This window comes from Nocardioides palaemonis, assembly GCF_018275325.1.
Lineage (GTDB): Bacteria > Actinomycetota > Actinomycetes > Propionibacteriales > Nocardioidaceae > Nocardioides > Nocardioides palaemonis.
Genome location: NZ_JAGVQR010000004.1, coordinates 941,842 through 955,801, shown reverse-complemented (window position 1 = coordinate 955,801; position 13,960 = coordinate 941,842). Strand labels below are relative to the sequence as shown.

At 73.9% G+C, this 13,960-nt stretch carries 14 protein-coding genes; 9 read left to right on the top strand and 5 right to left on the bottom strand.

Features of this window, described 5'->3' with window-relative positions; translation table 11 throughout:
- The first annotated feature begins 15 nt into the window (after positions 1–15).
- Both KDN32_RS20335 and KDN32_RS20330 read left to right on the top strand, forming a co-directional pair.
- Positions 16–2,553, top strand: a complete 2,538-nt coding sequence (locus tag KDN32_RS20335; protein ID WP_211734282.1) for an ATP-binding protein — start codon at positions 16–18, stop codon at positions 2,551–2,553.
- A complete protein-coding gene (locus KDN32_RS20330; RefSeq protein WP_211734280.1) occupies positions 2,550–3,224 on the top strand; it encodes a response regulator in 675 nt (224 codons plus the stop codon). The genes KDN32_RS20335 and KDN32_RS20330 overlap by 4 nt, the downstream gene beginning before the upstream one ends.
- 286 nt (positions 3,225–3,510) lie before the next feature.
- Here the strand turns inward: KDN32_RS20330 and KDN32_RS20325 are convergent, their stop codons facing one another.
- Positions 3,511–5,088 (bottom strand): bifunctional phosphatase PAP2/diacylglycerol kinase family protein, encoded by a 1,578-nt coding sequence (locus tag KDN32_RS20325; RefSeq protein WP_307854242.1) that lies wholly within the window; start codon positions 5,086–5,088, stop codon positions 3,511–3,513.
- Between the two features lie 59 nt (positions 5,089–5,147).
- Here KDN32_RS20325 and serS point away from each other — a divergent pair, with 59 nt between their 5' ends.
- The 4 genes from serS to KDN32_RS20305 are packed head-to-tail and all read left to right on the top strand — an operon-like array spanning position 5,148 to position 8,670.
- Positions 5,148–6,422 (top strand): serine--tRNA ligase, encoded by a 1,275-nt coding sequence (gene serS / locus KDN32_RS20320; RefSeq protein WP_211734278.1) that lies wholly within the window; start codon positions 5,148–5,150, stop codon positions 6,420–6,422.
- Between the two features lies 1 nt (position 6,423).
- Entirely contained in the window at positions 6,424–7,287 is an 864-nt protein-coding gene (locus tag KDN32_RS20315) for an HAD family hydrolase (protein WP_211734276.1), read from the top strand.
- A 2-nt stretch (positions 7,288–7,289) separates the two neighbouring features.
- Positions 7,290–8,090: a Cof-type HAD-IIB family hydrolase gene (locus KDN32_RS20310; protein WP_211734274.1), complete on the top strand. Its 801-nt coding sequence runs from the start codon at positions 7,290–7,292 to the stop codon at positions 8,088–8,090.
- A 10-nt stretch (positions 8,091–8,100) separates the two neighbouring features.
- Complete coding sequence (locus tag KDN32_RS20305) at positions 8,101–8,670, top strand: hypothetical protein (protein ID WP_211734272.1); 570 nt, start codon at positions 8,101–8,103, stop codon at positions 8,668–8,670.
- Positions 8,671–9,006: 336 nt separating this feature from the next.
- Here the strand turns inward: KDN32_RS20305 and KDN32_RS20300 are convergent, their stop codons facing one another.
- From KDN32_RS20300 to mobA, 4 genes are read right to left on the bottom strand one after another with little or no spacing between them, the layout of a single operon-like run.
- On the bottom strand, positions 9,007–9,651 hold the full coding sequence (locus KDN32_RS20300) for a bacterial proteasome activator family protein (RefSeq protein ID WP_372446584.1): 645 nt from the start codon (positions 9,649–9,651) through the stop codon (positions 9,007–9,009).
- Positions 9,652–9,682: 31 nt separating this feature from the next.
- The gene (locus KDN32_RS20295) at positions 9,683–10,651 is read right to left on the bottom strand and encodes an NAD(P)H-quinone oxidoreductase (RefSeq protein WP_211734270.1); all 969 of its coding nucleotides are present in this window, start codon (positions 10,649–10,651) and stop codon (positions 9,683–9,685) included.
- Between the two features lies 1 nt (position 10,652).
- A complete protein-coding gene (locus KDN32_RS20290) occupies positions 10,653–10,976 on the bottom strand; it encodes a DUF6457 domain-containing protein (protein WP_211734268.1) in 324 nt (107 codons plus the stop codon).
- 59 nt (positions 10,977–11,035) lie between these two features.
- The gene (gene mobA / locus KDN32_RS20285; RefSeq protein ID WP_211734266.1) at positions 11,036–11,626 is read right to left on the bottom strand and encodes a molybdenum cofactor guanylyltransferase; all 591 of its coding nucleotides are present in this window, start codon (positions 11,624–11,626) and stop codon (positions 11,036–11,038) included.
- Positions 11,627–11,663: 37 nt separating this feature from the next.
- On the opposite strand from mobA, the gene KDN32_RS20280 reads away from it, so the two are divergent.
- The 3 genes from KDN32_RS20280 to KDN32_RS20270 are packed head-to-tail and all read left to right on the top strand — an operon-like array spanning position 11,664 to position 13,956.
- Positions 11,664–12,431: a carbon-nitrogen hydrolase family protein gene (locus KDN32_RS20280; protein WP_211734264.1), complete on the top strand. Its 768-nt coding sequence runs from the start codon at positions 11,664–11,666 to the stop codon at positions 12,429–12,431.
- A gap of 11 nt (positions 12,432–12,442) precedes the next feature.
- Complete coding sequence (locus KDN32_RS20275; protein WP_211734262.1) at positions 12,443–13,675, top strand: hypothetical protein; 1,233 nt, start codon at positions 12,443–12,445, stop codon at positions 13,673–13,675.
- A 53-nt stretch (positions 13,676–13,728) separates the two neighbouring features.
- Positions 13,729–13,956, top strand: coding sequence for a biotin/lipoyl-binding carrier protein (locus KDN32_RS20270; protein ID WP_211734255.1), 228 nt, complete (start codon positions 13,729–13,731; stop codon positions 13,954–13,956).
- Positions 13,957–13,960 lie beyond the last annotated feature (4 nt).

The following is a 13,960-nucleotide window of genomic DNA, read 5'->3' as shown; positions in this document are numbered from 1 at the left end:
GGGGAGACTGGGCCCATGGATCGTGGACGGCTGCGCGTCTACCTCGGCGCCGCGCCCGGCGTCGGCAAGACGTACGCCATGCTCGACGAGGGCCACCGCCGCGTCGAGCGCGGCACCGACCTGGTCGTCGGCTACGTCGAGACGCACGGCCGGCCGAAGACCGAGCGCGAGCTCGCGGGCCTCGAGGTCGTCCCCCGCAAGCAGGTGACCTACCGCGACACCGTCCAGGAGGAGATGGACCTCGAGGCGGTGCTGGCCCGGCGCCCCGACGTGGTGCTCGTCGACGAGCTCGCCCACACCAACGTCCCGGGCGGCACCCACGAGAAGCGCTGGCAGGACGTGGAGGCGCTGCTCGACGCGGGCATCGAGGTCATCACGACCGTCAACGTCCAGCACCTCGAGTCGCTCAACGACGTGACCGAGCAGATCACGGGGGTCCGGCAGCGCGAGACGGTGCCGGACCACGTGGTCCGCTCGGCCGACCAGATCGAGCTGGTCGACATGAGCCCGCAGGCGCTGCGGCGCCGGATGGCCCACGGCAACATCTACACGGCCGAGAAGATCGACGCCGCCCTCTCCCGCTACTTCCGCGAGGGCAACCTCACCGCGCTGCGCGAGCTGGCGCTGCTGTGGCTCGCCGACCGGGTCGACGAGGGCCTCGAGCGCTACCGCGACCAGCACGAGATCGACTCGACCTGGGCGACCCGCGAGCGGATCGTCGTGCCGGTGAGCGGCGGACCCGAGTCATCCACCCTGATGCGCCGCGCGGCCCGGATCGCGACCCGCCGCTCGGGCGGGGAGTGGCAGGCGCTCTACGTCACCCGCCAGGACGGCCTCACCGGCATCGCCCCCGACCAGCTCACCCGCCTCGCCGCCAAGGCCGAGGAGCTCGGCGGCAGCTTCCACACCGTCGTCGGCGACGACGCCGCCGAGGCGATCCTCGCCTTCGCGCGCGCCGAGAACGCCACCCAGGTCGTCATCGGCGCCAGCCGGCGCGGACGGGTCTCGACCCTGCTGCGCCCCGGCGTCGGCGAGCGGGTGGTCATCGGCTCGGGCGACATGGACGTCCACATCGTCAGCCACGACTACGTCGGGCGCGCCTCGTTCCGGCCGCGCACCGACAGCCTCGGGACCCGGCGTCGTGTCGCGGGGATCGTCTTCGGCGTCGTGGTGCCGTGCCTGCTGAGCCTGCTGCTCCACCTCACCAAGGACCTGCACGGCCTGCCGATCGAGGCGATGTCGCTGATGGTCGTGGTCGTGGCGACCGCGCTGATCGGCGGGCTCGCGGCGGCGGTCGTCTCGGCCCTGCTCAGCGCGGTGCTGCTCAACTACCTGTTCACCCCGCCGCTCTACACGCTCACCATCGCCGAGCCGGAGAACGTGGTCACCATCGCGATCTTCGTCGCGGTCGGCATCGCGGTGGCGACCGTCGTCGACACCGCGGCACGGCGTACGGCGCAGGCGCGCGCCGCGCGGTCCGAGGCCGACGCGCTGACCGTCCTCGCGCACAGCCTGCTGACGTCGAGCAACGACACCGCCGGTCTGCTGTCGTCGGCCTGCCGGCTCTTCGGCGCCAACGGTGCGGCGCTGGTCCGCCGCGAGGAGTCCGGTGCCGAGGTGGTCGTGGCCAGCTGCGGCGACGCACCGGCGACGGTCGAGCGGGCCGACATGTCCGCCGTCGTCGACGAGCGGAGCACGCTGGTCCTCTCCGGGGCGACCCTGCCGGCCAACGAGCGCGGGCTGCTCAACGCCTACGCCGCCTACGCCAAGGTGATGGAGGAGCGCCGGCTCGCGACCCTGGCCGACGTCGAGCGGCTCCGTCTCGCCGAGGTCGACCGCACCCGCACTGCCCTGCTCGCCGCCGTCTCCCACGACCTGCGCAACCCGCTCGCGGCCGTGAAGGTGGCCGTCGCGAGCCTGCGCAGCACCGACGTGACCTGGTCGCCGCAGGACGAGGCCGAGCTGCTCGAGACCATCGAGGAGTCGACCGACCGGCTGTCCGCCCTGGTGGCCAACCTCCTCGACATGAGCCGGATCAGCACCGGGTCGGTGAGCGTCGCGCTCGCCGAGGTCGACCTCGCCGAGGCGGTCCGCGCCAGCATCGCGCCGCTCGTGGGCGGGGAGCGGATCGAGGTCGACGTGGCGCCCGAGACCCTCGCGCTCGCCGACGCCGGTCTGCTCGACCGGGTGCTGGCCAACATCTGCGAGAACGCGCTGAAGTACACCCCCGCCAGTGCGCGGGTCCGGGTCGACGCCGGCGTCGTCGGCGACCGGGTCGCGCTGCGCATCGCCGACACCGGACCGGGCGTCCGCGACCACGACCAGGAGCGGCTGTTCGCCCCCTTCCAGCGTCTCGGCGACGTCCCCCAGCAGGACGGCGTCGGCCTCGGGCTCGCGGTGGCCCACGGCCTGACCGAGGCGATGGGTGGCACCATCGCCACCGAGGAGACACCCGGGGGCGGGCTCACGTTCGTCCTCGAGCTGCCCACCCCCTCCCCGCAGCAGACCGCCACGACAGACGCCCTCCCGACCCTCGAGAGCGAGGCCCGATGACCTTCGTGCTCGTCGTCGACGACGACCCGGCGATGCGCCGCACGCTGTCGATCAACCTGCGCGCCCGCGACTACGACGTCGAGACCGCGGGCGACGGCCGTTCGGCGCTCCAGATCGTCGACGAGCGGATGCCCGACGTGGTGCTGCTCGACCTCGGCCTGCCCGACCTCGACGGGATCTCGGTGCTGACCCGGCTGCGCTCGTTCACCCAGGTCCCGGTGATCGTGGTGTCGGCGCGCACCGAGTCCGACGACAAGGTCGAGGCGCTCGACCTCGGCGCCGACGACTTCATCACCAAGCCGTTCTCGATCGAGGAGCTGCTCGCCCGGGTGCGCGCGACCTCGCGCCGGGTGGGCCGCGAGGAGCCGGAGCTGGTGGTCGAGGTCGACGGCCTGCGCCTCGACGTCACCGACTCGCGCGCCACCCGTGACGGCGAGGAGCTGCACCTGACCCCGACCGAGTGGCGCATCGTCGAGGTGCTCGCCCGCCACCGCGGCCGCCTGGTCCGCCAGGGCGAGCTGCTGACCGCGGTCTGGGGCCCGCAGTACGAGCGGCAGACCAACTACCTCCGGGTCCACCTCGCCAGCATCCGCCGCAAGCTCGAGGCCGACCCCGCCCACCCGGTGCTGTTCGTCACCGAGCCGGGGATGGGCTACCGCTTCCTCCCCTGACGCGGACCAGCGCCGAGTGGGCGTGGATGCGCCGCAGATCAGCGCCGAGTAGGCAGAAGTGCGCAGCGGATCGGCGCCGAGTAGGCAGAAGTGCGCCGCAGATCAGCGCCGAGTAGGCAGAAGTGCGCCGCAGATCAGCGCCGAGTAGGCAGAAGTGCGCAGCGGATCGGCGCCGAGTCGGCAGAAGATCCAGGGAACGCGTGGCATTCGCGCCGACTCGGCGGGTCCGGGCGTGACATTCGCGCCGACTCGACGAGTCCGGGCGTGACACTCGCGCCGACTCGGGTCAGCGGGGGACGCGGACCAGCAGCCGCCCGTGGACGCACTCCATCCGCAGCTCGCGGCCCTCGCCGATCGAGTCGCCGTCGAGCTGGCGCGGGGTGTCGGACGTCGCGGTGATCCGCACGCGCGAGCCGGTGCGGCGGTCGAGGGTCTCGTCGACGATCGGGCTCTTGCGCAGCACGCGCATCGCGACGGTGATCCAGGACAGGAACTGGCGCGGGTGGATGATCACCACGTCGAGCACGCCGTCGTCGATCGCGGCGTCGGGCAGCAGCGGCATGCCGGCCTGGAGGAAGCCGACGTTGCCGACCACGACGGTGCGCGCGCGGTGGGTCGTCGGCTCGTGGTCGTCGATCTGGATCTCGACCTTCACGGCCGGGAACATCAGCGACTTCAGGCCGGAGACGACGTAGGCCACCCAGCCGATCTTCTTCTTGATGTCCTCGTTGACGCCCTCCATGATCGCGGCGTCGAAGCCCATGCCGGCCATCACCATGAAGTGGGTGTCCTCGATGCCGTCGCCGCTCACCTCGACGAGGTCGATCGCGCGGTCCTGGCCGTTGAGCGCGACGTCGATGGCCGAGCGGAGGTAGAGCGGGACGTCGAGGTTGCGGGCCAGCAGGTTGCCGGTGCCGGCCGGGATGATCCCGACCGGGATGCCGGTGCCGGCGAGCTCGGCGCACACCTCGCGCACCGTGCCGTCGCCGCCGCACACGATGACCAGGTCCGCGCCGGAGACGGCGGCCCGCTCGGCCATGCCGGTGCCGGGGTCCTCGACGGTGGTGTACTGCCAGGTCGGCTCGGACCAGCCCGACTCCTTCGCCATCGCGCTGACCGTCGCGCGGAACTGCCCGACGTCCTCGACCTTGATCGGGTTGAGGATCACCGCCAGCCGGCGCTCCGACGCGTAGACCTCGGGCAGGGGCTCGGCGTGGGCGGCGGTCGAGCGCGGCCTCGGGTCGATGACCGCCAGCGCGAGCGCGAAGATCCCGATGCCCAGCAGCGACCCCGCGATCACGTCGGTGGGGAAGTGCCGCCCGAGCAGCACCCGGTCGAGGCAGACGACGAGCCACCACGCGACCACCAGGGTGGTCCCGAGTCGCCGCAGGCTCGCCCGCCGCACGAACAGCACCAGCAGCGTGACGAGCAGGCAGGCGTACGCCGCGGTCGACGAGGCGTGCCCGGACGGGAAGCTGTAGGAGCTGAGCGGGCTGAAGTCGGTGCCCTGCCACTCCGGTCGGTCGCGGCCGAGCCAGATCTTGAGCCCGGACGTGGCCAAGGAGGTCGCGACCATCACGACCACGGCCAGCAGCGCGGCCCAGCGCTGGCGCCGGAGCAGCAGCCCGAGGACGAGGACGACCGTGAGGACGGTCATGCCGACGGTCCCGAAGAGGTGCTCGACCCACCGCAGCACGTCGAGGAGCAGCGGCGAGCCGTCGGCCCAGTCCTCGAGGTTGCGCCCCTCGACGTCGAAGGAGTCGAGGGGTGCGCGGTCGCCGGTGACCGCCCACCCGAGACCCGCGAAGCCGAGCAGGCACACGCCGGACAGCGTGAGGGAGCGGTTGCGGGAGGCGGGAGTCACCCGCGAAGTATGCCCAAGTCGATTGCCGCGGCGTACGCCCCTCCGGATAGCCTCTCGTCATGATCGACCCGCGGATCCTCCGAGACGACCCCGACCGCGTCCGCGCCGCGCAGGCCAAGCGTCGGTTGTCCGACGACGTGGTCGACACCGCGCTCGCGGCCGACGCCGCGCGACGCCAGGCGATCGCCGACTTCGAGGCCAAGCGCTCCGAGCAGAAGGCCAGCGGCGCGCTCGTCGCGCGTGCCCAGGGCGAGGAGAAGCAGGCCCTCCTCGCGCAGGTCAAGGAGCTCGCCGCCGGGGTGAAGGAGGCCGAGGCCGCCCGCGCCGCCGCCGAGGCCGCGTGGGACGAGGCCATGAAGGCCATCCCCAACCTCGCCGACGAGGCCGCCCCCGCCGGCCTCGAGGACGACTACACCGTCATCGAGCAGGTCGGCACGCCGCGCGAGTTCGACTTCGAGCCGCGCGACCACGTCGAGCTCGGCCAGCTGCTCGGCGCCTTCGACCTCGAGCGCGGCGCCAAGGTCAGCGGCTCGCGCTTCTACTTCCTCACCGGCGTCGGCGCCCAGCTCCAGCTCGCACTCGTGAACATGGCGATGGACCAGGCCCGCGCCGCCGGGTTCGTCCAGACCGCCGCACCGTCGCTCGTACGCCCCCGCGCGATGGAGGGCACCGGCTTCCTCGGCCAGGCCGCCGACGACGTCTACCGGATCGAGGGCGAGGACCTCTACCTCGTCGGCACGTCCGAGGTCCCGATGGCGGCCTTCCACTCCGACGAGATCCTCGACTCCGCCGCGCTGCCGCTGCGCTACGCCGCCTTCAGCCCGTGCTTCCGCAAGGAGGCCGGCTCGCACGGCAAGGACACCCGCGGCATCTGGCGCGTGCACTGGTTCGACAAGGTCGAGATGTTCGTCTACACGACGCTCGAGGAGTCCTACGCCGAGCACCAGCGGCTGCTGGCCTGGGAGAAGGAGTTCCTCGACAAGCTCGAGCTCTGCTACCGCGTCATCGACACCGCGGCCGGCGACCTCGGCCTCAGCGCGGCCCGCAAGTTCGACTGCGAGGCGTGGATCCCGACCCGCAACGGCTGGGGCGAGCTCACCTCGACCTCCAACTGCACCGAGTTCCAGGCACGCCGCCTCGACGTCCGCACCCGCGTGGAGGGCCAGACCACCCCGGTCGCCACCCTCAACGGCACGCTCACCGCCGTCACCCGCGCGATCGTCGCGATCCTCGAGACCCACCAGAACGCCGACGGCTCGGTCACCCTGCCCGTCGCGCTGCGCCCCTACATGGGTGGCCTGGAAGTGCTGAAGCCGGTTCACCTCGGTGGTTGAGGTGCGAGCGCAGCGAGCCTCGAAACCGGCTGACTGGCGCCCCCAGGTCGTCGCGCTCGACATCGACGGCACCCTGCTCGCATGGGTCGACGGGCAGACCGAGGACTACGAGACCGTCACGCCCGCCGTCCACGACGCGGTCCACCGCGCGCTCGACGCCGGCGCCCACGTCGTGCTGGCCAGCGGCCGCTCGCCGCACGGCATGACCCGGATCGCGGACCTGCTCGGCCTGCCGCGCGAGGGCTCCGACCGCCTCTGGGTGGTCGCCTCGAACGGCGCGGTGGTCTTCCGCTACCCGCCGATGGAGGTCGTCCACGAGGAGACCTTCGACGCGGCCCCCGCCGTCGCCGCCGTGCTGGAGCACCACCCCGACGCGCTGGTCGCGGTCGAGGAGCGCGAGGTCGGCGGCTACCGCGTCAACCGGGTCTTCCCCGACGGGGAGATCTCGGGCGAGCAGATCATCACCGACGTCGCCGACATCGTGGGTGAGCCGGTCAGCCGCGTCATCATCCGCGACCCCGAGGCGACCGCCCAGGACTTCGTGGACCTCGGCGCCCGGCTCGGCCTGCACGGCACCGACTACGTCGTCGGCTGGACGGCCTGGCTCGACCTGTCGCCGGTCGGCGTCTCCAAGGCGTCCGGCCTCGAGCACGTCTGCGCAGCCCTGGGTCTGTCGGCGGCCGACGTGCTCGCCGTCGGCGACGGCCGCAACGACATCGAGATGCTCCGGTGGGCCGGTCGTGGCGTCGCCATGGGTCAGGCGGTCGAGGAGGTCCGCGCCGCAGCGGACCACGTGACCGACCCGGTCCACGAGGACGGCGCCGCCGTCGAGCTCTCGCGCTGGTTCCCACCCGCGGGATCGTGACGATGACGGGTGCGCCGCGCCTGGTCGCGACCGACCTCGACGGCACGCTGCTCGACGCGCACGGCCGGGTGTCCGCGCGTACGCGTGGGGTGCTCGACGCGCTGGACGCGCGCGGCGTGCCGGTCGTCTTCACCACCGGGCGCCCGGTGCGGTGGATGGAGGAGCTGTGGGACGCGGTGGGCGGCCACGGGCTGGCGATCTGCAGCAACGGCGGCATCGTCTACGACGTCGCCCGCCGCGCGGTGCGCGACGTCAGCGTGGTGCCGCGCGAGGTCGGGCTCGAGCTGGCCGAGCGGGTCCGGCGCGCGGTGCCCGGCACCAGCTTCGCGGTCGAGCACACGTCGGGCTGGGCGCGCGAGGACGCCTTCCCGCGCCACCCCGACGACCGCGACTCCCGGCGGGGCACGTGGGAGTCGATCTACACCGACGACGTGGTCAAGGTGCTCGCCACCCACCCCGACCTCGAGGCCGAGGACTTCTGGCGCCGTGTCGAGGACGCGGTGGGCGACCTGGTGACCACCACCTGGTCGTCGAGCTTCGCGCTGGTCGAGATCAGCGCCGCGGGCGTCACCAAGGCCACCACGCTCGCGGTCGTGGCCGAGGAGCTGGGCCTCGACGCGGGCGACGTGGTGGCGTTCGGCGACATGCCCAACGACCTGCCGATGCTGGAGTGGGCCGGCACGTCGTACGCGATGGCCAACGCCCACGCCACGGTCCGCGAGGTCGCCGACCACCTCGCCCCGCGCCACGACGAGGACGGCGTCGCCGTGGTGCTCACCGAGCTCTTCGACCTGCCTCGTTAGGGTGTGGGCCATGTCCCGCGCCCTCCGACTCGTCGCCGCGATGGTGATCGCCTGCACCGGCCTGGTGCTGAGCGTCTCCGCCCCGGCCTCGGCCGCGTGCACCTGCAAGCAGGGCCAGCTCGCCCAGCAGGTGAAGAAGGCGGACGTCGTCTTCATCGGCACGGTCGACGCCGTCGGCACCCAGGGCGACGGCCACACCTACACCGTCACCGCCTCCCGCGCCTACCAGGGCAGCCCGGAGCGCTCGACGCTCGTCACCTCGCCCGGGCCGGATGCCTGCGGGCTGGGCGCGCTGAAGGTCGGCACGACTTACCTGTGGCTCGCCACCGGCACCGCGTCGCCCTACACCGCCGACAGCTGCGGCGGCACCGCGGTGGCCAACCCCACCAAGGTGCAGAAGGTCGAGAAGCTGCTCGGCGAGGGCACGCCCGTCGCCCCGCCGCCCCCGCCGGAGGCCGTGCTCACCAAGGTCGAGGACTCCGCGCCGCCGCGCTTCACGCGGATGGCCGCACCCGGCGCCGCCGCCGCCCTCATCGGGCTGCTCGGCCTCGCCGTCGTACGCCGCGTCGGACGACGCTGACCCTCAGCCGCCCCCGCCGTCGCTGGTCGAGGGAGGGACGAAGCGGTGTCCTGAGGAAGCCGCCCGCGGCCGTCTCGAAGGGTCGTGTCACGAGACCCCTCTACCGTGGTCTGGCGCCGGATCGTGGTGCCCGGGTCTCGTGACGGTCGCTGCGCGACCTCCTCGACCAGCGGGAGCCGGGATCGCTGCGCGACCTCCTCGACCAGCGGGAGCCGGGATCGCTGCGCGACCTCCTCGACCAGCGGGAGCCGGGATCGCTGCGCGACCTCCTCGACCAGCGGAAGCCGGGATCGCTGCGCGACCTCCTCGACCAGCGGTGGTCCGGCGGCGGTCGGGTCAGAGGTACATGCCCCCGGTGCCGCCGTGGCCGTCGCCCTCCTCGGCGGAGTCGTCGGCGGGCATGTTGGGCATGCCCATCGGCGGGTGACCGGCGCCGTGGCCGCCGCCCGCGGGCAGGGCGCGGCGCATCTGCTCGAGCTGGGCGCGCGAGGCCATCTGCTGGGCGTAGATCGCGGTCTGGATGCCGTGGAAGAGGCCCTCGAGCCACCCGACCAGCTGCGCCTGGGCGATCCGCAGCTCGCCGTCGGACGGGGTGCCCTCCTCGGTGAAGGGCAGCGAGAGGCGCTCGAGCTCCTCGACCAGCTCGGGCGCCAGGCCCGACTCCAGCTCCTTGATGGAGGCGGCGTGGATCTCCTTGAGCCGCTGGCGGCTGGCCTCGTCGAGCGGCGCCGCCTTCACCTCCTCGAGCAGCTGACGGATCATCGAGCCGATCCGCATCACCTTGGCCGGCTGCTCGACCAGCTCGGTGACGTGGCGCTCGCCGCGCTCCTCGTCCCCGGATCCGTCGGCAGCCTCCGCGGCCTGGGCCATCGCGGGCAGGGCGCTGGCCGGGATGGTGCCGATCGGCTGGCCGTCGGGGCCGAGGACCACGACCTGGTCCTCCCCGTCGCCGGCGCTGGGGGCTGAGGGCTGCTGGGTCATGCCCACGACCCTAGCCGGGCGGGTCAGACGGTCAGAGGGTCAGCACGATCTTGCCGCTGTGGCCGCCCTCGTCCATCAGGCGGTGGGCCTTCGCGACGTCCTCCAGCGGCATCGTGTTCTCCACGATCGGGCGCACCTGCCCTGCCGCGACGAGCGGCCAGACGTTCTCCACGACGCCGCAGCAGATCGCGGCCTTCTCCTCCAGCGGCCGCGCCCGCAGGGAGGTCGCGGTGACCGAGGCGCGCTTGCGCAGCAGGGCGTTGATGTCGAGCTCGCCCTTCGCCCCGCCCTGCATGCCGATGATGACGAGCCGGCCGCCGGTGGCGAGGGCGGCGACGTTGCGCCCGAGGTACTTCGCGCCCATGTTGTCGAGGATCACGTCGGCGCCGCCGGCCTCCTCGAGCACCTCGACGAAGTCCTCGTCGCGATAGCTGATCGCGCGGGTGGCCCCCAGCGAGCGGCACAGCTCGAGCTTCTCCGGGGAGCCGCCGGTCGCGAGGACCTCCGCGCCGCGGGCCGCGGCGAGCTGGATCGCCATCGTGCCGATCCCGCCGGCCCCGCCGTGGACGAGGAAGCGCTCGCCGCGGGCGAGGTGGGCGGTCATGAAGACGTTGGACCAGACGGTGGCGGCCACCTCGGGCAGCGCCGCCGCCTCGACCAGCGACACCCCGCCCGGGACCGGCATGACCTGACCGACCGGCACCGCCACGCGCTCGGCGTAGCCGCCGCCGGCGAGCAGGGCGCACACCTCGTCGCCGACCGACCAGCCCTCCACGCCCTCGCCGAGGGCGGCGATGCGCCCGCTGCACTCCAGCCCGATGGTGTCGGAGGCGCCGGGCGGCGGCGGGTAGAACCCCTGGCGCTGGAGGGTGTCGGCGCGGTTGACCGCCGTGGCGACGACGTCGAGGAGGACCTCGCCGGGCGCGGGCGTGGGGTCGGGGACCTCCCCGACGGACAGGACCTCGGGACCGCCGGTCCCCTCGGCGACGACAGCGCGCACGTCAGTCCTCGTACTCGTCGTCGGTGTGGTCGACCGAGGAGTCGTCCGGCACGTCGTCGTCGACGTCGTCCGGGTCGGGCGCGTCCGACGGCTTGTCCCAGCTCTCGGCGAGCGCCTGGGCGCGGGCGGCGAGCCGCTCCACCTGCTCCGGGTCCGCGTCGCCGGCGCCTGCGGCGTAGCCGAGGAGGTACGCCGTGATCGGCGCGGCGGTCTTCTGCACGTTCTGCGCGGCCGTCCGCGCGAGGTCGAGGACCAGGCCCTCGTCGACCTCGGTGTCGACGTCGAGCGCGTCGCTGAGCTCGTCGATCCAGTCGTGGAGGTTCACGGGTCCAATCTCCACCACCGCGCGGTCCGCGCACAAGCGACCCCGCGCCGACGGGCGGGTCAGCCGCGGAGGTCGCGCAGGTCGGCCCACGTGTCGACGTCGACGGCCTCGTCGGCCTCGGCCGGGACCTGGGCGAGGCGCAGCGGGGCGAGCAGGCGGTGGAGCGCCATCGCGTGCTGGCCCTCGAGGTCGGGGCGCACCTGCCCGAGCCGGTCGGCGTCGAGCACCCCGGCGAGCTGGCGGCGGCCGTCGTGGTCGTGCAGGAAGGCACCGTCGTGGCCGGCGGCCGCCTCGCGCAGCCGGCGCCACGTCGTGGCCGTCACGCGCGGCATGTCCACCGCCACCACCCCCACCGTGCGCGGCCGGCGCAGCAGGGCGTCGACGCCGGTGAGCAGGCCGGCCACCGGCCCGCCGCGCGGCGGGTCCTCGCAGACGAACGTCACCGGCCGGGCGGTCGGGACGCTCCGCGGGGCGACGACGACCACCTCGTCGGCGTCGACCAGCGCGTCGACGGCCAGGTCGAGCAGGGTGCGCCCGTCGAGCTCGATGCCCCCCTTGTCCACCCCGCCCAGGCGCGCCGCCGTGCCGCCAGCGAGGACGACGCCGCAGAAGCCGCCCGGGGCGCGCTGGGGATCGACGTCGGGCTCCATGCCCCCATCCTGCCCGGACGGCTGGCACGCTGGTTCCATGAGCGACCGGCTGCGCGTGCGCGTCCACCAGTGGGGCAGCGGGCTCGACCCCGCCGCCAACCGCGAGCGGCTCGAGGCGGCGGCGGGCGCGGGTGCCGACCTGGTCGTGCTCCCGGAGGCCTTCGCCCGCGACTTCGGCGAGGCCGGCTCGGACGTCAGCGCCTACGCCGAGCCCCTCGACGGTCCGTTCGCGCGGGAGGTCTCGCGCGCCGCCGACGCCGGCGGGTGCGCGGTGGTGGCCGGGATGTTCGAGGTCTCCGACGACCCCGACCGCCCGTTCAACACCCTCGTCGTCGGCGGGACGGCGCGAGCGGTCTACCGCAAGATCCACCTCTACGACTCCTTCGGCTACCGCGAGTCCGACCGGCTCTCCGGCGGCGCCACCGAGCCGGTCGTGGTCGAGGTCGCGGGCTGGCAGGTCGGCCTGATGACCTGCTACGACCTGCGCTTCCCCGAGCTCGCCCGCCGCCTCGTCGACGCCGGCGCCGAGGTCCTCGTGGTGCCGGCCGCGTGGCTGCCGGGGGACCGCAAGGTCGCGCACTGGCGCACGCTGCTGGCCGCCCGGGCGATCGAGAACACCTGCTTCGTCGTCGGCGCGGGCCAGCCCGAGCCGCGCTACGTCGGCCACTCCGCGGTCTACGGCCCGCTCGGTGACCTGCTCGCCGAGGCCGACGGCGCCGAGACGACCGTGGAGGCGACCCTCGAGCGGACCGTCCTGGTCGAGGCCCGTCGCACCAATCCGTCGCTGGCCAACCGCCGGCTGTAACCTCGTCCGACGTGTCTTCCCCCACCAACGGCGGTGCGCGCGGCTCGTCCCGCGGCAAGCGCGCGGCCGAGCGCCCCCCGTCGCGGTGGCGCCGGACCCCGAAGGTGACGGCGCCCGCCGACCGCCCCGAGCCCGCGCCGGCCCCTGTCCCTGCCGAGCCTGCCGAGCCTGCCGAGCCGGCCGCCGCACCCGACCCCGCGCCGGAGCCGATCCCGTCGCCGGCGATCGGCGCGCCGATCATCCCCGACGACGGACCGCCCACCCGACTGGTCGTCGCGTGGCTCGCGCTGCTGCTCGCCGGGACCCTCGCGCTCCTCTGGGCCGCCGCGGGCGCCACGTCCGACGGCGACCCGCTGCCGTCGGCCCCGACCTGGCTCGACGGGGCCGGGTCGGTGGCCGTCGTGACCGCCCTGTCGTGGCTCCTGGCCACCCGGACCGCCGGGCGGGCGCTCGTCTCCGCCGGCCTCGCGCTCGCGCTCGGCGCCGCGAGCGTGCTCGTCGGCGGGCGGGTCCTGCCCACCGGCGCCGCCGTGATGACCTGCGTCGTGGGCAGCGTCTACGCCGTGATGGCGACCGTCCCGGCCGTGACCTGGTGGAAGGCGGTCCGGGAGGTCCTGCTCGCCACGCTGGTGGCCGCGGTGACCGCGCTCGCCGCCGTCGGCTTCGAGCCGACCGTCGGCGCCGAGCGCTTCGAGCTCGCGGCGCTCGTGCTGGCGCTCGCCCTGCTCTTCACCATCGTCTACCGGCTCGGTGCCGGCCTGCACGGGCTCGGCCGGCGCGGTGCGGTGATCGTCGCCATCGGCCTGGTCGTGCTCGTGGTCACGCTGGCCTACGCCGAGCTGCTCCGGCGCTACGGCGCCCAGAGCTTCGTGTCGTCGGTGCTCGACTTCGCCGACCGCACGGCCGACGTGATCGGTGCGTTCCCGCGGCCGCTCGTCGTCCTGCTCGGCATCCCGGCGCTCGTCTGGGGGACCCACGTCCGAGCCCGGCGCCGCCAGGGCTGGTGGGTCTGCGCGTTCGGCGTGGCCGCGACGGTGCCGATGGCGAGCGGCCTGGTCGCACCCGACAGCTCCTACCTCGAGGCCGCGCTGCGCGTGGCGTACTCGCTCGTGCTGGGGCTGCTCGTCGGCTACCTCCTGATCCGCGTGGACCTCGCGTTGACCGGCCCCAAGGGGCGGCGCGGACGCCGGGCCGAGGAGGCCGGCCCGCACCGGCCCGAGCCGCGGCGCTTCGCCGAGCTCTGAGCGCGGCGGCCCGGATCAGCGTCTACGCCCGGGTAACCGCTAGCGTCGGGTCCATGGCCCGCTCCCAGTCGCTCGAGATCGTGTCCGAGCTGGTCGCCAACGTGCTGACGATCGAGGTCGCGGAGGGCGACCGCGTCGAGGCCGGCGACACCGTCGTGCTGCTGGAGTCGATGAAGATGGAGATCCCGATGCTGGCCGAGCGGGCCGGCACGGTCTCGGCGGTCAAGGTCACCGTCGGCGACGTCGTCCAGGACGGCGACGTGCTGGTCGTGCTGGACTGACGCA